Below are 17,990 nucleotides of genomic sequence, written 5' to 3' on the forward strand. Positions count from 1 at the left end.
TTTACATATTTTTTACTCTTACATCACCTGAAGAAAAACTAATAAAAATAAAAATGATGTAAGTATTTATTATGAAATTTTTTATGAATAAGTTTTACATAAACTTTATAGTTAAACATATAAATAGAAACCTAGATTGGGAAGCATAATATATAACCTTATCAGGGTTGGGTTCCATGAGAGCTAATTGCACTGAATTGTAAATCAAAAATACCCTTTTGCCAGAATAGCGCGGAACTAATTTACCAACTATCAAACGGAATTTATGAAGCTCAATCACAAGCTCAATCTATACTCGTTCCTAGCTAGTTTTCCATTACTCAAAAAAAGTTACACCGCTAAAATTATGTTGGTGGCATTTTTGGGTACTCACATACCACTTCTAACCTTACTCTTGAGTTTCGTTATCTCAAACTCCTATTCCTTGGAGATGGCGATTCGAGTTATGCTTATTGCTCTGTTGGCTACCTTAGCGGGTACAGCCGCCACCCTCTATGCACTACACCACCTCCTCAAACCGGTTATTTTGACATCTGCAACATTGCAAAATTATCTAAACACCAAAACTTTACCTGAATTGCCCACAAATTTTGCTGATGAAGCCGGCACATTAATGGCGGATACTTCACAAACTCTTTACAAATTAGATGAATTAATTCATTACATCAGTAATTATGACGATCTAACTGGATTGCCCAATCGTGATTTATTTCGCGATCGCCTCCATCAGACTCTATCTCAACCTGAAAATAACCAGCGCTTTGTAGCAGTCTTTTTACTAGGTATTGATGATTTCACTGCTATGAGTCATGGTTTGGAGCATGAAACAACAAATTTGTTGTTAAGAGCAGTTGCTCAGAGGTTATCACTCTGCATGACACAAACAGATATTCTTGCCCATTTGAGTGGAGATGAATTTGCCATTGCCCGCATAGACATTATTTCTTTTGAAAGTGTGATTAAGCTATCTCAGATGCTGTTAAGTACTCTGAGCAAACCCTTTTCTATAGAGGGTAATTTGATTCATATCACCGCCAGCATCGGTATCACAATTAATGGAATAAATGAGTGTAATAGCATAGATCAACTTTTGCAACAGGCTCATATAGCGCTGTACCAGGCGAAGCAGCAAGGGCGTAGCAAATACCAATTTTATTCACCGGAAGTTAATGCTCAGTTACAGGAGCGAATAACTTTAGAAAATGAATTATATGGGGCGCTTGCACGCAATGAAATGCTGGTTTATTATCAACCTCTGATTGATTTACACAGTGGACAAATTACAGCTATGGAAGCGTTGGTTCGCTGGCAGCATCCTACATTAGGTTTGGTTTCTCCAGCAAAGTTTATTCCCATTGCAGAAGGCAATGGTTTGATCCTACCAATTGGTGAATGGGTCTTGCGAACTGCTTGTGCCCAAAACCGTGCTTGGCAGCTTGCTGGATTTAACCCAATTCGGATATCTGTAAATCTGTCAGCTCGACAGTTTGAACTACCGAATCTGGTTGAGATCGTCAGTCAAATTCTTGAGGAGACTGGACTCCAAGTATCTTATTTGGAATTAGAAGTGACAGAAAGCTTCTTGATGGCTGATATGGAACGATCGGTTAAAACCTTAAAACAATTACGAGAACTGGGTATATGGTTAGCTCTAGATGACTTCGGTACTGGTTATTCCTCCCTTAACTACTTGAAGCGCTTTCCTGTGAATATGCTCAAGATCGATCGCTCATTCGTACAGGATGTCACATCTAATCCTGATAGTGCTGCCGTCACGAATGCGATTATTGCCCTGGCAAAAAGCCTGCGGTTAAACATCACGGCAGAGGGTGTGGAAACCCAAGAACAGCTTGACTACTTGAAAATGCAGGGATGTGATGAAGGTCAGGGTTACTACTTCAGTTGTCCTGTACCCGCTGATATAATTACTCCGATGTTGCAGAAAACTTCTCAGCAGATGGAGAAAATTCCAGCATAAGTGGATGCCTAAGCCAGAAAATACACCCCTGATAACGTTTCACTTGAATTTTGCTAGAAATGGTTATCAGGGGGCAAGTTAAGGAGGCAGCTATGCTGAAGGAATCCCCATAAAAAAATTTAGGCTTCCACCGTGAGCCTCAGCCGAACGGACATTAACAAGGACGCTGTATTTCTTGCGCCTACTTAATAAAATACATATTTTTTTGTTTTTCATAAATAAATTTAGTTGCTCTCAGACCATTTTGCCTCCAGAGAAAATTCTTTTCTAAAACCTCCTGCCTGGTTGTTGAGCGGCTTGCCTTGAGCGAAGTCGAAAGGAGTCGAAACACTGCCCCCTGCCTTTCTTCGATGACATAAGCAGAGAAATCCAGGATTAATAAGGCCAATAAAAGGTTATTTATTTTGAAACTGTGGAAAGCTTTGCAACCATGTGAGCACGAGATGAAACCTCAAGTTTGCGAAACATCCTTTTTAAAGCTTGCTTGACAGAGTTTTCAGTAATCCAAAGCTCAGCACTAATTTCTGCATTGGTTTGTCCTTGAGCCACCAAGGAAGCAATTTGCATTTCACGAGGCGTTAAACGGTCTGTCTGTAATAATGGTTGTTGCAATCGCGCCATTGCCACCCAAGTAGAAATGTGCAGACAAAGCGCACTCAAATCTGTAAGATTTTGTGAATTAAATGCAGGCATTCCTTGCTGACGTGTCAAACCTACTACACCCACTAACTCACCATTGCTGACAATTGGCCCTGCCATGACGTGCCAGTGATCGGCACGAGGACAAATCAATTTCCATGTTTTAGGTTCTACTACCAAAGCTTCATGAACAGGGGCATGGCGTTCTAGTAAGTAGCGTGCAACTGGATTATGTTGAGGTGATAATGCAATTTGCAGTGCTTTGTCAACTAGAGAAATTTGGGCAAAGAAAAACAGCCCACATCGTGTAGCTGAAAAATACTCACTCATTTCTGCGGATATGTGCGATCGCAACGTCTCTTCATCTTTAGCTTGAGCAATTGCATGAAACAGAGTTTGTAAGGCAATCATGATTGGCAAATTGTACCCTTTCGAGGTCTAGGCGCAGTATAGCAACCAGACTTATCTTAGCTTTAGTCATTTGTCATTTGTCATTTGCCACTTGTCATTAGTTTTTTTGGGCACTCTCTTGCGAGGTATGTACCAAAAAACTCTTTATCAATGACTAATGACCAATGACTAATTTATTTGCTTTTTTTGGATTACTTAACCATGACTCTAAATCCTGGCATTGATGATACACAGATATCCGGGCGCTGGATTCAAATTAGTTTTTTTATCGCAGTAGTGTTTTTTAATCTCTGTTTAGCAATCCAAGTATTCAGTGTTGGACTGGCTTACTTTTACAACTCTAATTGGTGGAACCTACATATCTGGCTCGTGCGAGGATATAGCGGACTCTCACTAATTTTGTTGATATGGGTGTTTCTAATGCCGTTTCCTTCAAGAGTCCAGCGCCTTACAGCAGGTATTCCAGTGCTGCTAGGACTGCAATTTCTCACAATTCACTTGAAGACTTCTTTTCCTTTAGCAGTCTTCCATCCACTTATCGGCTTTTCCTTATTCTCTATTTCTACAACCCTAGTTCATCGGACATCTCGCATTGTATTTCCCAACCACAACCAAGACTAAATCCTTAACTTTCAATTCTTTAAGGATAGATTTCATAGCAACTTTCATCAGGAGATTGATTCATGACTTACTCACAAAAACATATTATTGGTTTGGTACTTTATCCTGGCATGACAGCACTTGATATTGTGGGGCCTCAGACAGTTTTTAATTCGCTTCCTAGTGTCCAGATCCACCGCATCTGGAAAGCTTTAGACCCGATCAAAACCGATGACGGAATGATGATTTTGCCCGATACCACCTTTGAAAATTGCCCACCTTTAGACGCAATCTGCGTCGGCGGCGGTTTAGGACAGAGTGCAGTAGTAAACGATCCAGAAGTGCTTGAGTTTTTCCACAAACAGGGGAGCACGGCAAAGTTCATCACCTCTGTGTGCGGCGGGTCTGAGTTTTTAGCGAAGGCAGGACTACTACAAGGCTATCGAGCGGCGACTCACTGGATGATGCGTGAACAACTCGCAATGTTGGGCGTTGAGGTCGGAACGGAGCGAGTTGTGATTGACCGAAATCGCATAACTGGTGGGGGGGTTACGGCAGGCATTGATTTTGGTCTAACGATCGCTGAAGTCCTTTGTGGTGAAGAAGCCGCCAAGATCGCTCAACTATTAATGGAGTACGATCCAGCTCCTCCATTCGATGTCGGTTCACCCGAAAAAGCGGGGGCTGAGTTAGTCAACAAAGCGATGTTATATGCTACGGGGACATTGGGTTTAAACGTAAAATAGGCAGTCTGACATGACCACAAATTTGGAAATTGAACGTGTTCTCACACGTTGGATATAAATCCGTTTTTATACGACTTAAACTGTCTTTAACCTCTGCTTGATTGCTCAGTTATTAACGATTGGGGTTGCCTAGTTCAACGATCCTGCCTGGTGGACTATTCATTAGACCTCTTGCAAAAGTCCCTAACACCCCACCCCCAACCCCTCCCCGCTCTTCGGGAGGGGAGACAAAGCGTAGCTTTGGCGGGGTGGGGTTCTTTCTTATTTTTGATTTATGCAAGAGACTCCATGAGCTGCGCTCACAAGGAACAATGAAAATGATCTTGGAACGATTTTGCGTTGTTTCAGCCTCTATTTTCAAGGCAGGTCTATTCATGTTTGGCTCGTGCGAGAGTACAGTGGACTGTCCTTTTTATTACTAGGAGGGTTGTTGAGCGCCCCATTTCAGACAGAAGTTCTGGGTATAAAGCAGCATTCGTACAAAAAAATGTATCGAAATGTGCTATCGACGCGATCCAACGTTTCTCCTGCTTCCTGAATTTGGATGCTCTCAATATTCCCAATAACCGCACCTTTGCCGACGGACACCACTACCGCCATCAAGATTAAAATCTCTTAACCTTTCGTTACACTAGAGACATCAAGAGGGAAGAAAGCAAACCTCTCGAAGCTGAAATCAAAGGTGAACGACATGAATGGCACAATTCGCGTTGGTAATCTCTTCGGAATTCCCTTCTATATCCATCCGTCATGGTTTTTAGTTCTGGGTTTAGTAACTTGGAGCTATAGCAGTGGACTGGCGGCGCAATTTCCCCAATTGTCTGCGGGATTAGCTTTGCTACTAGGATTGATGACAGCGCTGATGTTATTTGCCTCTGTCGTCGCCCATGAATTAGGCCACAGTTTTGTTGCGATTCGTCAGGGAATTGATGTCAAATCCATCACGCTGTTTATATTTGGCGGTTTGGCTAGCTTAGAAAAAGAGTCGAAAACTCCAGGTGAAGCTTTCTGGGTAGCGATCGCCGGGCCAATGGTAAGCTTACTATTGTGCGGTATCGTTACAGCGATCGGTGTTACTTCTGCTGCATCAGGGCCGTTAGCTGCAATTCTTGGTGTTCTAGCTTCTGTTAACTTGGCATTAGCGCTATTTAACCTGATTCCTGGCTTGCCCTTGGATGGCGGAAATATACTGAAAGCAATTGTTTGGAAAATTACAGGTAATCCTTATAAAGGTGTAACCTTTGCTAGTCGAGTTGGACAAATATTTGGTTGGGTAGCAATTCTTTCCGGTGTACTTCCTCTACTATTATTTGGCAGCGCCGGTAACTTCTGGAACTTGTTAATTGGCTTCTTCTTGTTGCAAAATGCTGGTAATTCAGCTCAATTTGCCAGAGTCCAAGAAAAACTCACAGGTTTGACAGCCGAAGATGCTGTAACTCATGACAGCCCGATTGTATCTGCTAATCTTACTCTGAGAGAGTTTGGCGATGAGCGAGTCATAAGTGGGCAAAACTGGCATCGGTTTTTAGTGACTGATGATGATGGACAATTAGTAGGTGCGATCGCAGTTGATAATTTAAGAACCATCCCCACAGCACTATGGTCAGAAACTCAAGTTAAACAAGTCATGCGACCAATTACTGAATCTACTACAGTCAAATCAGATCAACCTCTGCTGGAAGTGATGCAGTTACTCGAACAACAAAAACTATCTGTGCTTCCCGTGATACGTGAGAATGGCGTCCTAGTTGGAATCTTAGAAAAAGCTGCAATTATTCAGCTACTTCAAAGCCGAACCCAACCTAACCCTGCATAAAGACGCGATGAATCGCGTCTATCAAAAAACGGTAAACCTTTGTAGAGACGCGACAAATCGCGTCTCTACATTTTTATCGCCCAAATTTTTGATTTTTTTGAATTGGTATAAGTTCAAAAATCAAATCGGATTACTATATTAGGACTCCTATTTAATTTTTGAACAAGACTCACTACCTATCTATCCCTTTTTTCAGTTTTCTATTGCCTATTTCTATAAATTAGACATCTGGTGAAAAATAATGTATAGACATAGCAGTGCTATATCTTTACAAGGGTTTTGAAGAAGTCATAATTTATAGGCTTTTAGTATTTTTTTTCCAAAAATTTTTACGAGATATTAGGTATATCCCTAGCAAAGATAGACCCACTACTGGCGCAGGTTCGGGTATATTTTTGATTTTGGCATAAATAGCTGTTGTAGTTGTAGCTTCTTCAAAAGCCTTAATACTTATCTGGCGACCGTCTAGATTAAAGCCGGTTAACTCAAGGATATATTTATTACTTCCAAAGGTGAAACTGCGATTACTCGAATTTGTGTCTAAAAATACTAGGTCTGCAATCTTTTCAGGATCTTTTAAGTCGTTAGGTGTATTTACTAAACGCAAGTTGAAGTCAAAAACTTGGCTGATTCCCACAGGAGGGCTGAAGGATACATTGAGATTTAAAGGTACAAATTCAATGCCTGTATCGGGGACTATCTTTCCATTAAAGTAAGTTAAATCAGCTATTTTGAACACAGAGTTAATATCCGCAGAAAATGAAGTTCCATTAGAGGTTAGTTTATTTGGAAGTCCTGCCGACAAATTAGCTTTACCCCAAGTAAATGTGTTACTTCCCACACCTGTATATATGGGATTAGTATCGCTGAGTCCTGGAGTAGGATTTCCCCATGTCGCACTAGAGATGCCAGTAAAAGTTAGAGCTTGTGCTTGACCAGAGAAACCAAATCCTGTGGTCGAACTCACAAAAAAACTAGATATAGCAGTAGCCAAAACAAAACTTAGTTTCATAATTCTAGGTTTTAACGTTCATTCTGGAGCTTCTTTCAAGTAGATATTCAGTCTACCTTAGTAAATTTACGGAAAATACGCCAATGTCTTCTTGTATTTTTTATAAAGTCTTTATGTGTGTTTCAAAATAATTTAATAAATAATTTATATTTATTAAGTTAAGATTATGGGTTGTTAAAATATATTTCACTAGTTTGTAATTAGTAAAAGAGTAAACCAATTGCAAAATTTCCCTAACACGCTACCTCTCAGCAAGAGTGGAGACTTTGACGTAAGTCAAAAGCGGAGTAGGGTTCTTTTTTTGATTTATGCAAGAAGTCTAGTAATTACGTAGGCGTAGCCCATCGTAAACATTGCTACCTTACTAGACTTCCCAATAAATTGTCAAGCTGATATGAAGTTACAGTTTTTTGACATTCTCCGCACTATGGGGAGCAATGGGATTCATAATTTTGACAAAATCTCTGGTAACAACTGGCTAGGAACTTTAGACAAAGCCAGATTTTGTCCCTGTATCCCTAACTCATTATGAAAAGCACGAATAGTTTTCACCACATAAGCAAAGGTTGTTTGATAAGCCTCTGGTTGTTTACTTAATCCGTTTAAGGCTTGCAAATGGTTATCTAATGCTACTTCTAAGTGTTGAGAGCGTGTTGCTTTGTCGCCATTAAAAGACTTATCTATTACTAGCTGATAATGTGCTAGTCCCAGGTTATTGTGAGAGGCAAGCAAATCAAAACTTAAAGAATTACCGCTAAGTGAGTGAGCCAAAGCTATAGCTTCTTCGTAAGCGCTGATACATAGTTGCAGATATTTTTGCCGTGCCTCTTGAGTAGTCTCAGATAGGTTTGCTAAATGCCAGTAAGCAGTACCCAGATTATTTTGTGTAGCGGCGCAGGCACTGGGAACATTAGCTGGAGTGCGATACTTAAGAGCTTCGCTATAAACATCTATGGCTAGCTGGAGGTTTTGAGCAGGTTGTTCGTATTGTGCCAGATTCCAAAACGCAGTACCGATATTGTTTTGAATCATCCCATACTTCAGCGGTTCCTCTTCAGGGTTGTAGTGTGCAAGCGCTTCATTGTAAGCTGCGATCGCTTTCTTTAAATGCACAATCGGTTGATTGTATTGCCCTAAATGCCAGTAAGCAGTACCCAAATTATTTTGGCAAGCCGCATACTTTAATGAATCCATATCCGCTGTACGGTAGCTGAGTGCTTCACTGTAAGCGAAAATTGCTTGTTGCCAATTTTCCGATGGGTGAGAGAAACGAGCTAAATCACCATAAGCTGTCCCCAAATTATTTTGCACACGAGCGTAAGTTTCCAAATGTGTCTGGGGCGAAATTATCTTTAACGCCAACTGATAAAATTCTATTGCCTGCTCTATATAAGTTTGTCCCTCTTCAGAATTGGGTGGTGTGCGGTATAGCATCCAGTAGAGTGTACCCAAATCATTCAAGATATCTGGAAGTTGCGGTGAGCTTTCGTCATAGCTAATTGCCTCCTGATAGGCAATAATTGCCACCATCAGGTTTTCTAGAGTTGCCTCTCCTTGCTCAATGCGAAGACGGTATAAAGTACCCAAGCGATGATAAGCCTCTGCCAGTATCTCCTCTGAAACAAGATTTTCGTGTAATTCTTCAATCTCCAATAAAATCTGCTGTGGTTGTAAGGAATCCTCTGTATTTTGAGCAGTATTTGTATTAATGGTTGCTATTACTAGCTCCGTTAACTCACTGTTAATGTAAGATAAAGATGACAGCGATCGATTATTACTCCCACTACCAGACCGATTTGTAGATTCCTGTTGTTGTGGCGTAGCCTTCAATAAATCCGCCGTTGATGGTGGAACTTCCTCAGTTTTGTGTACGCGATTCCCTTGTATCTCTACTGGAAAATCAGAATTATTCTCAAACTTGAACTCAGTGGCTGCGGTTCTGAGTTCTGCTTGGTTAGCTGATTCATCTAGAATCGACTGCTCAATATTCCCTAAATCCAAGCTTCCTGAACGTGAAAAACGTTCTGGATAGGCCAAATTCTGAGTTGCTGGTGTGGGTTCTCCAGCAAACACAAATACGCCAGTACGACAACGCCAAAACTGTGGTGCTGATTGCTTAATAGCCGATAACCAAGGACGTGGTATCCACAAAAGCAAATTAGATTCTAAGAATCGGCTAGATTCTTGTGTAGAAAAATATTGTTCGCTTAAGCGGAGATAGTGCAAAAATAAACGCTGTGTTGCAACTGGTTGCTTAGTGAGATGCTCCACGCCGACAATCTGAAATGCTGGTACTGGAAAAGGCCTTCCAGGACTATCTTTTGATGCCCCAACTATTGGCGGTGGATAATTAGTCAACCATTGATTAATCTGGATTATGGGATTGGGATCGTTTAAATTCAAACGCAACGTGACTAATCGCGGATAAGCTGGAGTGCTATTTTCCTGAGCATTTGATGATTGATATAGCACCTGTCCAACAGGATAAGCCAATGTAGAATGCAAACGGGCTGCCACCTGATTTCTTAAGTATAAATCATCACATACTGCTAAAAGAATTTGTCGTCGTAAGCCAAGACTTAAGGCAAGTTTCAGGCGGTGGTATACTTGCCGATTCCAAGTAGAATTATTGTTGGGTGCAGTATCATTCACGCTCATAGTGGCTAAAAAGCCAAAACATAGTACATATCACCTTTCTGGGTGCATTCAAGTGGGCTAAATTCATAATAAAAATGATTTTTAATAAGTAGATATTGTGCTGCTCAGGATGTATTGAGCCTTCAATTATAGTAGAAACAACAAAGTATAATTATATACTTTCATTCCTAGTTCGATTTTAACAAAAAATAAAAAAGCAGGCCCCTTTTAAAATCGGAACCTGAAAAACTATAAAAAAGATGAAGTTTTCTTAAAATGTTTTACGATCAGCTGCTCTTAGAAACAAAGAAGGCGACTAGAATCAAGCCGGCAACCAAAGCTGTAGCGGCAATTCCTAGTAAGAGATAAGTTCGCTTTTGCCCTTCCGTGGGAGGTTCTGCTTGATAAACCTTTGGTTCCCGGGCAAAATTATTCAGAAGACCGCCTTCTTCATTGGTATAGGGCATGAATGAATTCCTTTATCTTTATCGTTAATTTAATGTTACATAAATGCTAAATCTGGTCTTAAACTGCTAGATAAATCGTTACATTTTGGATTGGGGACTAGAGGCAGAGGTGGAAAGGGGCAGAGGGGAAAGACTTACTGCTAGTTCTCCCCTACTCAATACTTGTCTGGTTTTGGGGGAAAGGGATTCATGTTAAAGGGGAAAAACCTTATATATCGAGCCTTCCAATCCTTTTCCCCTTACCTTTTTCCCTTTAACCGAGCAGTATTGCTGCCCTGCTCCCCTGCCTTCCCAGTCCCCATTCTCTAACTAGTAATCGTCCCAGTTAGAGGTGAACTAGGACTAGCGTAATCTTTAATAGGCATTCTGCCAGCAAGGTATGCTAGACGACCAGCGACTGTTGCTAAATTCATCGCACGAGCCATTGCTGCTGGTTTTGGAGAAAGAGCGATCGCACTATTAATCAACAAGGCATCTGCTCCCAATTCCATTGCCTGAGCGGCTTCTGAGGGTGAACCAATACCAGCATCTACCACCACTGGCACACCTGCATTTTCGATGATTATTTGGATATTGGCAGTTGTTTTCAGTCCTTGTCCAGAACCAATTGGTGATGCCAAAGGCATGACTGTAGCACAGCCTACTTCTTCTAAACGCTTAGCTAACATGGGGTCAGCATTGATATAGGGCAATACTGCAAAGCCTTCTTTAACTAGTTGTTCTGCTGCTTGCAATGTCCCAATTGGATCTGGGAGTAAATACTTAAGGTCAGGTATTACTTCTAACTTTATAAAGTTATTATCTTCTTGCCCCAACAATTTCGCCATTTCTCGCCCTAAACGCGCCACCCGAATCGCCTCTTCAGCAGTTTGACAACCTGCGGTATTAGGTAACATCCAGATTTTCGTCCAATCCAAGGCTTCAGCTAAACCTTCATGTCCCGGAGCCTTGGTTTGTACCCGTCGTACTGCTACGGTGACAATTTGGCAATCGCTGGCGGCGACGCTTTGCTGCATTTCCTCAATGCTGCGATACTTACCAGTTCCCGTCATCAAGCGGGATTGGAAGGTTTTGCCAGCGATAATTAGTGGGGAATCGGTAGAGACGCGATTAATCACATCTGTGGGGAGTGGGGATATAGCAGAGTGATGTCCGTTAGAGAAATTAGCAGAGTGAGTCAGCATTGGGGTGGAGGTAGATGACTTGGACTGGAAGCGCGAATAGTGAAAATCAGCAAGTAGGGGGTCAGACTTTTGCTCTAAGATTAAATCGGCAATCAAAGCGGCGGTTACGGGCGCAAGTAGAATTCCGTTGCGGTAATGACCCGTAGCAAAGGTTAAATTTTGACAGTGGCTAGTGCCCAAAATGGGTAATTCGTCAGGGGTGGTTGGGCGAAATCCCCACCAAAATTCCTGGATGGGATAATGCTTTAATTGGGGATACAGGCGGATGGCAGCTTGTAATAATTTTTGAATACCTTCTGGGGTGTTGTTGGGCATAAAGCCAACGTCTTCACTGGTTGCGCCAAGAACCAGGCGATCGCGTCTTGGTACGATGTAAATATCCTGCCCGAACAAAACCCGCTTCAAGGGCAATTCCGGCGAAACTTCTGGTATCCGCACACTCAGCATTTGTCCTTTTCTGGGTAGCACAGGTAGCGGTAACAATTCATTTGACCAAGCACCTGAAGCTAAAACATAGTGCGCGGCGCGAATTATTCCAGCATTGGTTTGCACGCCAACCACTTGTCCTTGCTGCTGTAAAAATCCTTCTACCGTAATACCATCTTTGAGTTCAACACCAATAGATTCAGCCGCCGTCCGCAATACGTGAGCTAGAGCTTTATTATCAACTTGGGCGTCTTCAGGATACCACCAGCCACCAACTACCTCTGCTCCCAATCCTGGCTGATATTGATGAATTGCCTCTTTATTTAACCAGTAAGAGGGGGATGAGGGAGATGAGGAGGAAAGACTTTCCCCTCTGCTCCTCTGCTCCCCTGCTCCCCTGCCCCCCTGCCCCCCTGCCTCTTCAAAGACGGGTGCAAGGATACCACAGGCACGGTAGCCAGTATTTAAGCCGGTCAGTTCTTCTAATTTGCGCGTCCAGTCGGGATATAAGGCACGCGATCGCCAACACAAAGAACGCATTGCTTCATTAGCGATGTTTTCTGCATCTGGTGCCAACATCCCGGCGGCGGCGTGGGTAGCGGCAGCGTGGAAGTCACGACAAAGCACGGTGACGTTTGTCCCGCGCAATTTTAATTCAATGGCGATCGCTAAACCAATAACGCCGCCACCAATAATCACAGTCTCACTAATCATTAGTCATTAGTCATTAGTCATCTGTCATTAGCCATTTATCATTAGTACATAACTAATAACTCATAACTCATAACTCATAACTTATAACTTATAACTTGTAACTAAAGACGGGTCTGAAGAAGGATCTGATCGTTACCACAAGGCGCGAATTGGTTCGTTACCTTGATTTGGATCGCTAGATGGTGTGCTTGTTTGTGAAGAATCTGTATTATTTTCAGTTGAGTCATCAGCAGAATTCTGAGCAACGTTACTCCTGTTGTCAGGTCTTGGGGCTATAATACCGCGTCTATTTTCGTTGGTTTCAGTTGTTTCGTTTCCTTCTGTTGCAGTTTCTTCATTCTTGCTGCCAGCACTGCTATTAACATTGATATTAGCTGGCAGGACTTCTGATTTCTTGTCACTGGGAGCGTTCGCAGTTTGTACGCCCATCGGAAAGTTGATGCCCAGTAATGTACCAAGCAGAATGGCTAAACCGCCAGCCATTAAAATTAAGGGTGTCCATCTACCCATCTTGTCTTAACTCCTTTTTAACCTTTTGGTGTCCACACTATTCGAGAACCTTGTCCCCAAAATCCATCAAACTTTGTCACTTTCACATCGCCTAAAACCTGAGTTTGACAGGCTAAACGTAAGTCTGTTGTAGGAGAATGGGGAGGAAGCGAACGCCGTGTTCGATCGCGCCAGTTCGCTGCTGAGACTTTGCCCTCTACCTTAACCGCGCAGGTACCACAACTGCCAATGCCCCGACAGTTTATTACCTTAGCACCGTCATTGTAGAGGTCAATACCATTTTGCAGCAAAATCTTGCGCAGATTGCTTCCATGCTCGCAATCAATTGTTTTACCTTCAGCTATTACTTTAGGCATTTTTAAATTGCCAAGCTGGCTTTTTGTTGTATATTGACACATTGCCTCGAAAGTTGTCTCGTCGGTCCCAGTTTTATGACCACAAATTCTTCACCTCAACTTTGGCTCTATGACACTACATTACGGGATGGCACTCAGCGCGAGGGGCTATCTGTATCGATAGAAGATAAGTTACGCATTGCCCGTAGACTCGATCAACTGGGAATTCCCTTTATTGAAGGTGGTTGGCCTGGTGCCAATCCCAAAGATGTACAATTTTTCTGGCAACTCCAAGAAGATCCGCTCAAACAGGCTGAAATTGTCGCTTTTTGTTCGACTCGACGCCCCAACTCTACTGCCGCCACCGAACCGATGCTACAGGATATTTTGGCGGCGGGAACTCGCTGGGTAACGATTTTTGGCAAGTCTTGGGATTTACATGTGACAACAGGACTCAAGACGACATTAGAAGAAAATTTGGCAATGATTCGCGACACCATTGAGTACCTCCGTTCTCAAGGGCGCCGCATTATCTACGATGCCGAACATTGGTTTGATGGCTATAAGCACAATCGAGATTATGCTTTACAGACATTAGAGGCTGCGATCGCATCTGGTGCGGAATGGCTAGTCCTCTGTGATACCAATGGTGGCACTTTACCCCACGAAATTAGCCAAATTGTTCAAGATGTCATTAGTCATTTGTCATTGGTCACTTGTACTGAGCGACTTGTGCCGAGCGAAGTCGAGGTAAGTCGAAGTATTTGTCAACAACCAATGACCGAGGACAAAGGACAAAGGACAATGCCCCAAATTGGAATTCATACTCACAACGATTCGGAAATGGCGGTTGCTAACGCAATAGCCGCCGTGATGGCAGGGGCAAAGATGGTACAGGGCACAATTAATGGTTATGGTGAACGTTGCGGTAATGCTAACCTCTGTTCGCTAATCCCCAATTTACAACTGAAGGCGGGTTACAGTTGTATCACAGAAGACCAGCTCACACAACTTACAGAAGCTAGTCGTTTTGTGAGTGAGGTAGTCAACCTCGCGCCAGATGAACACGCTCCCTTTGTGGGACGTTCGGCTTTTGCCCATAAGGGCGGTATTCATGTATCAGCAGTGGAACGTAATCCCCTAACTTACGAACACATTCAGCCGGAACAAGTCGGGAATCGTCGGCGCATTGTGATTTCGGAACAGTCTGGACTGAGCAATGTTTTAGCCAAAGCCCGCAGTTTTGGCATTAAATTGGATCAACAAAAAGCAGAGGCTAGAGAAATTCTCCAGCGCCTCAAAGATTTAGAGAGTGAAGGATTTCAATTTGAAGCAGCAGAGGCCAGTTTTGTGCTGTTGATGCATGAAGCTTTGGGAGGCCGCCAAAAGTTTTTTGAAGTCAAAGGTTTTCAAGTCCACTGTGACTTGATTGAGGGGAAAGAAACTAGCAATGCCTTAGCTACAGTCAAAGTCGCTGTTGACGGGAAAAATATTTTGGAGGCGGCGGAAGGTAACGGGCCTGTGGCAGCTTTGGATGCAGCTTTACGCAAGGCTTTGGTGAACTTTTATCCCCAAATTGCAACCTTTGATTTGACAGATTACAAAGTGCGGATTCTCAACGGACATACGGGCACTGCGGCAAAAACTCGTGTGTTGGTTGAATCAGGCAATGGTCGTCAACGCTGGACGACGGTAGGGGTTTCTACCAATATTTTGGCGGCTTCCTATCAAGCGGTGGTGGAGGGATTGGAATACGGTTTGTTATTGCACTCCCAAGCCGAAGCAGCCGTGAAAGCTTCTAGTTGACAAAAGAGATATGTAGTGTAGGTACGGGTCGGGGAAAGGGGAAAGGGGAAAGGGAAAGGGGGAGAAAAAACCTTTAACCCAAACCCAGTAACCTTTTCCCCAAAGGTAATTCTGAGTTCAAAATACTTATCCGAACCATATTTATGTAGTGTAAGGAAAAGTTTGCGTTTTTTGATCGTCAGAAGCGATCGCCAAAGTGCGATCGCTTCTGACAATCTATTAAGACTTTTATGCTTATGTAGCGAAAAAGTCGTTGTAAATAGTAGCTCTACCAATTGCGCCATCCACCTTTGGGTGCAACTTCATTATTAGACTTCAGCCCGTGACTGTGCAACAGAGTTTGATATTCGGTGCTGCTTGCCCAGCGGTCAATTTCTCGCGCGCGCAGTACTGGCACTGGATGGGTTAATTGGGCTGTACGGGCAGCTTTGACCATTTCACCCAGTTCTGTCTTGCTAATATCATCGTAAGCGCGGGCTTGGGCAACAAAGGCATCGAGATTCAGTTGGGGCGCTAAGGTGGGAGAACCACCAGCCAACTTCATCAACACGGACATAACCACTTTCGGGTCTTGAGTTGCTAGTAATGCGGCGCGATCGCAGGTAAACTCAGCACAACGTACCCATTCCAAAAGTTGCGCCTGTATGGCTTGAGCAACAAAGGTGCCGACATTGGGCACAATTGCCGCAGCTAATATTAATAAATTTACAGGTGTCAGGTAAACGCTATGGTCACACTTGAGATGTCCCAACTCGTGGGCGATTACTGCCTGTATTTCCTCTGGTGTGAGAATATCAATCAGCGAAGTGTGTAGCACCACAAAAGGCTGCTTACCGCGCACAGCAAAAGTATAGGCGTTGGGAGCCGGATGTTGCCTGACGTACAACTGGGGAGGCTCTATATCCAGGATTTTACAGGCATCTAACAACAGCTTGTATAAATCGGGTAGTTGCTTTTCACCCACCAAAATGCTAGAGGCAATATTTTCCACATAGAAAACCTGCTCTGCCATTGGCCCAAGCCAATTTCGCACCAACATATCTATGCCTGGTATCTGCTTGAGCGCTCTGGTAGCTTCCAGGTCTAATGGATGACGAAATGAGTCAGCTTTTAAACCAATCAGCGGGGTTTTGAAGAAAGACATAGTGCAACAAGCTATAAAAAAATACAACTGTGGAATCTGGCTGGATAGATAAACAGCCTCCCACAGTTAGTATAACGATTTCATTAAGGGGAGCAGTATTTTTAGTTTCTCGCGATCGCAAACTCTTAAAACTCTTATTCGTCGTTGAGAAAACTAAGCATGAGACCAGATTTAGTGACACGATCAAAGAAGGTCATGTTTTTCTGTTGTCACTATGAAGATATTGGTACTGAATGCCGGATCGAGCAGCCAAAAGAGTTGTCTGTATGAAATTGCAGATGAAACTCTGCCTAGCCAAGCACCCGAACCCCTTTGGGAAGGGAAAATCAACTGGACTCAAGATCGGGGTGTGGCAGAAATTGAGGTGAAAACTGCTATGGGTGAAACGCTGCAAAAATCAATCTCTGGTGATTCTCCACAGGCGCACCTCACCGATATGCTCGATACACTTAGTCATGGTGCTACCAAGGTAATCGATCGCTTGTCAGAAATCGATGTGGTGGGGCATCGAATAGTACATGGTGGAGAAGATTATCGAGATAGTGTGGTAATTACGGAGGATGTCAAAAAGGCGATCGCCGATCTATCTAACCTTGCTCCAGCGCATAATCCAGTGGGTTTGGAAGGCATAGAAGCAATTGAACAAATCTTAGGAGTCACCCAAATAGCAGTCTTTGATACCGGATTTCATGGTACTTTACCCGATGCAGCAGCAATCTATCCCGGCCCATATCAGTGGGTAGAGCAAGGTATCCGTCGCTATGGGTTTCATGGTATTAGTCATCAATACTGTTCTGAACGTGCTATCCAAATTCTCGGTCGAGATGTTGCATCTGAGCGGTTAATTATCTGCCATTTGGGCAATGGCTGCTCTTTAGCAGCGATTAAAAACGGTCGCAGTATTGATACTACTATGGGATTCACGCCCCTAGATGGATTAATGATGGGTAGCCGTTCTGGTTCAGTCGATCCGGGGATTCTGATTTACCTGTTGCGGCACTGCAATTACTCTGTAGAAAAGTTGGATGAGTTATTAAATAAAGCTTCTGGGTTAAAGGGAATTTCGGGTGTATCTAGCGATGTGCGTGAAGTGAGAGAAGCGATCGCTCAAGGTAATTCTCGCGCTCAACTGGCGTGGGATATTTACGTACATCGCTTGCGTTCTGGTATTGGCGCAATGCTTACTAGTTTGGGCGGATTAGATGCTTTAGTATTCACAGCAGGTGTAGGTGAACACTCTCCAGAAATTCGCCAAGCCGCCTGTGAAGCCTTGGGATTTATCGGACTAAAAATAGACCTTGAGAAAAATCAACAGCAACCTGTAGATGAGGATATTGCTACATCCGATTCAGCAGTGCGGGTATTAGTTATTCATACTCAAGAAGATTGGGCGATCGCCGAGCATTGTTGGCAAATATTGACAAAGTAAAAATAATCAAAAAGCCAACCCCTTTTAGAAGTTGGCTAAATTGCAGCAGATTTCAAGTTAGTCAAGTCCTGAACAGCTTCATATCGAGTCTCCAAGGTTTTAAAATCAGTTCTTGACAAGCCAAATGTTCAGCTTC

The 17,990-nt window shown here is 43.0% G+C and carries 15 protein-coding genes; 7 read left to right on the forward strand and 8 right to left on the reverse strand.

The window, feature by feature from the left end:
- The first annotated feature begins 265 nt into the window (after positions 1 to 265).
- Entirely contained in the window at positions 266 to 1,978 is a 1,713-nt protein-coding gene (locus RMY16_RS03595) for a bifunctional diguanylate cyclase/phosphodiesterase (protein WP_322735203.1), read from the forward strand.
- Positions 1,979 to 2,377: 399 nt separating this feature from the next.
- Here the strand turns inward: RMY16_RS03595 and RMY16_RS03600 are convergent, their stop codons facing one another.
- Complete coding sequence (locus RMY16_RS03600) at positions 2,378 to 3,028, reverse strand: LuxR C-terminal-related transcriptional regulator (protein WP_322735204.1); 651 nt, start codon at positions 3,026 to 3,028, stop codon at positions 2,378 to 2,380.
- A gap of 201 nt (positions 3,029 to 3,229) precedes the next feature.
- Here RMY16_RS03600 and RMY16_RS03605 point away from each other — a divergent pair, with 201 nt between their 5' ends.
- The 4 genes from RMY16_RS03605 (at position 3,230) to RMY16_RS03620 (ending at position 6,190) form a co-directional block, all read left to right on the forward strand.
- Positions 3,230 to 3,649, forward strand: coding sequence for a DUF6220 domain-containing protein (locus RMY16_RS03605; RefSeq protein WP_322735205.1), 420 nt, complete (start codon positions 3,230 to 3,232; stop codon positions 3,647 to 3,649).
- Positions 3,650 to 3,711: 62 nt separating this feature from the next.
- Positions 3,712 to 4,374 (forward strand): DJ-1/PfpI family protein, encoded by a 663-nt coding sequence (locus RMY16_RS03610; RefSeq protein WP_322735206.1) that lies wholly within the window; start codon positions 3,712 to 3,714, stop codon positions 4,372 to 4,374.
- Positions 4,375 to 4,752: 378 nt separating this feature from the next.
- Positions 4,753 to 4,983 carry a hypothetical protein gene (locus RMY16_RS03615; RefSeq protein WP_322735207.1) on the forward strand — a complete coding sequence of 77 codons (231 nt, stop codon included), beginning with the start codon at positions 4,753 to 4,755 and terminating at the stop codon, positions 4,981 to 4,983.
- An 82-nt stretch (positions 4,984 to 5,065) separates the two neighbouring features.
- The gene (locus RMY16_RS03620; protein WP_322735208.1) at positions 5,066 to 6,190 is read left to right on the forward strand and encodes a site-2 protease family protein; all 1,125 of its coding nucleotides are present in this window, start codon (positions 5,066 to 5,068) and stop codon (positions 6,188 to 6,190) included.
- Positions 6,191 to 6,485: 295 nt separating this feature from the next.
- Here the strand turns inward: RMY16_RS03620 and RMY16_RS03625 are convergent, their stop codons facing one another.
- The 6 genes from RMY16_RS03625 to RMY16_RS03650 form a co-directional block, all read right to left on the reverse strand.
- The gene (locus tag RMY16_RS03625) at positions 6,486 to 7,202 is read right to left on the reverse strand and encodes a choice-of-anchor K domain-containing protein (RefSeq protein WP_322735209.1); all 717 of its coding nucleotides are present in this window, start codon (positions 7,200 to 7,202) and stop codon (positions 6,486 to 6,488) included.
- A 444-nt stretch (positions 7,203 to 7,646) separates the two neighbouring features.
- Positions 7,647 to 9,860 (reverse strand): tetratricopeptide repeat protein, encoded by a 2,214-nt coding sequence (locus tag RMY16_RS03630; RefSeq protein WP_322735210.1) that lies wholly within the window; start codon positions 9,858 to 9,860, stop codon positions 7,647 to 7,649.
- Between the two features lie 266 nt (positions 9,861 to 10,126).
- On the reverse strand, positions 10,127 to 10,306 hold the full coding sequence (gene psb34, locus RMY16_RS03635) for a photosystem II assembly protein Psb34 (RefSeq protein WP_322659602.1): 180 nt from the start codon (positions 10,304 to 10,306) through the stop codon (positions 10,127 to 10,129).
- Positions 10,307 to 10,611: 305 nt separating this feature from the next.
- Positions 10,612 to 12,630 carry a glycine oxidase ThiO gene (gene thiO / locus RMY16_RS03640; protein ID WP_322735211.1) on the reverse strand — a complete coding sequence of 673 codons (2,019 nt, stop codon included), beginning with the start codon at positions 12,628 to 12,630 and terminating at the stop codon, positions 10,612 to 10,614.
- Between the two features lie 132 nt (positions 12,631 to 12,762).
- Positions 12,763 to 13,140: a hypothetical protein gene (locus tag RMY16_RS03645; protein WP_322735212.1), complete on the reverse strand. Its 378-nt coding sequence runs from the start codon at positions 13,138 to 13,140 to the stop codon at positions 12,763 to 12,765.
- A 17-nt stretch (positions 13,141 to 13,157) separates the two neighbouring features.
- Positions 13,158 to 13,496: a 2Fe-2S iron-sulfur cluster-binding protein gene (locus RMY16_RS03650; RefSeq protein WP_322659596.1), complete on the reverse strand. Its 339-nt coding sequence runs from the start codon at positions 13,494 to 13,496 to the stop codon at positions 13,158 to 13,160.
- 75 nt (positions 13,497 to 13,571) lie between these two features.
- Here RMY16_RS03650 and cimA point away from each other — a divergent pair, with 75 nt between their 5' ends.
- The gene (gene cimA / locus RMY16_RS03655) at positions 13,572 to 15,281 is read left to right on the forward strand and encodes a citramalate synthase (protein WP_322735213.1); all 1,710 of its coding nucleotides are present in this window, start codon (positions 13,572 to 13,574) and stop codon (positions 15,279 to 15,281) included.
- A 268-nt stretch (positions 15,282 to 15,549) separates the two neighbouring features.
- On the opposite strand, the gene RMY16_RS03660 is transcribed toward cimA, so the two are convergent.
- Positions 15,550 to 16,425 (reverse strand): M48 family metallopeptidase, encoded by an 876-nt coding sequence (locus tag RMY16_RS03660; RefSeq protein ID WP_322735214.1) that lies wholly within the window; start codon positions 16,423 to 16,425, stop codon positions 15,550 to 15,552.
- Between the two features lie 214 nt (positions 16,426 to 16,639).
- Here RMY16_RS03660 and RMY16_RS03665 point away from each other — a divergent pair, with 214 nt between their 5' ends.
- Entirely contained in the window at positions 16,640 to 17,854 is a 1,215-nt protein-coding gene (locus RMY16_RS03665; protein ID WP_322735215.1) for an acetate kinase, read from the forward strand.
- The last annotated feature ends 136 nt before the right edge of the window (positions 17,855 to 17,990 follow it).

The sequence above is a fragment of the Nostoc sp. DedQUE12b genome (genome assembly GCF_034530835.1).
In the GTDB taxonomy this organism is placed as follows: domain Bacteria; phylum Cyanobacteriota; class Cyanobacteriia; order Cyanobacteriales; family Nostocaceae; genus Nostoc.

Excerpts from the sequence above, each read along its gene's own strand:
- RMY16_RS03660 (WP_322735214.1), bottom strand. The coding sequence starts at position 16,425 with ATGTCTTTCTTCAAAACCCCGCTGATTGGTTTAAAAGCTGACTCATTT.
- RMY16_RS03600 (WP_322735204.1), bottom strand. The coding sequence starts at position 3,028 with ATGATTGCCTTACAAACTCTGTTTCATGCAATTGCTCAAGCTAAAGAT.
- RMY16_RS03645 (WP_322735212.1), bottom strand. The coding sequence starts at position 13,140 with ATGGGTAGATGGACACCCTTAATTTTAATGGCTGGCGGTTTAGCCATT.
- RMY16_RS03665 (WP_322735215.1), top strand. The coding sequence starts at position 16,640 with ATGAAGATATTGGTACTGAATGCCGGATCGAGCAGCCAAAAGAGTTGT.
- RMY16_RS03650 (WP_322659596.1), bottom strand. The coding sequence starts at position 13,496 with ATGCCTAAAGTAATAGCTGAAGGTAAAACAATTGATTGCGAGCATGGA.
- RMY16_RS03610 (WP_322735206.1), top strand. The coding sequence starts at position 3,712 with ATGACTTACTCACAAAAACATATTATTGGTTTGGTACTTTATCCTGGC.
- RMY16_RS03595 (WP_322735203.1), top strand. The coding sequence starts at position 266 with ATGAAGCTCAATCACAAGCTCAATCTATACTCGTTCCTAGCTAGTTTT.
- psb34 (WP_322659602.1), bottom strand. The coding sequence starts at position 10,306 with ATGCCCTATACCAATGAAGAAGGCGGTCTTCTGAATAATTTTGCCCGG.
- RMY16_RS03630 (WP_322735210.1), bottom strand. The coding sequence starts at position 9,860 with ATGAGCGTGAATGATACTGCACCCAACAATAATTCTACTTGGAATCGG.
- RMY16_RS03625 (WP_322735209.1), bottom strand. The coding sequence starts at position 7,202 with ATGAAACTAAGTTTTGTTTTGGCTACTGCTATATCTAGTTTTTTTGTG.
- RMY16_RS03605 (WP_322735205.1), top strand. The coding sequence starts at position 3,230 with ATGACTCTAAATCCTGGCATTGATGATACACAGATATCCGGGCGCTGG.
- cimA (WP_322735213.1), top strand. The coding sequence starts at position 13,572 with ATGACCACAAATTCTTCACCTCAACTTTGGCTCTATGACACTACATTA.
- thiO (WP_322735211.1), bottom strand. The coding sequence starts at position 12,630 with ATGATTAGTGAGACTGTGATTATTGGTGGCGGCGTTATTGGTTTAGCG.
- RMY16_RS03620 (WP_322735208.1), top strand. The coding sequence starts at position 5,066 with ATGAATGGCACAATTCGCGTTGGTAATCTCTTCGGAATTCCCTTCTAT.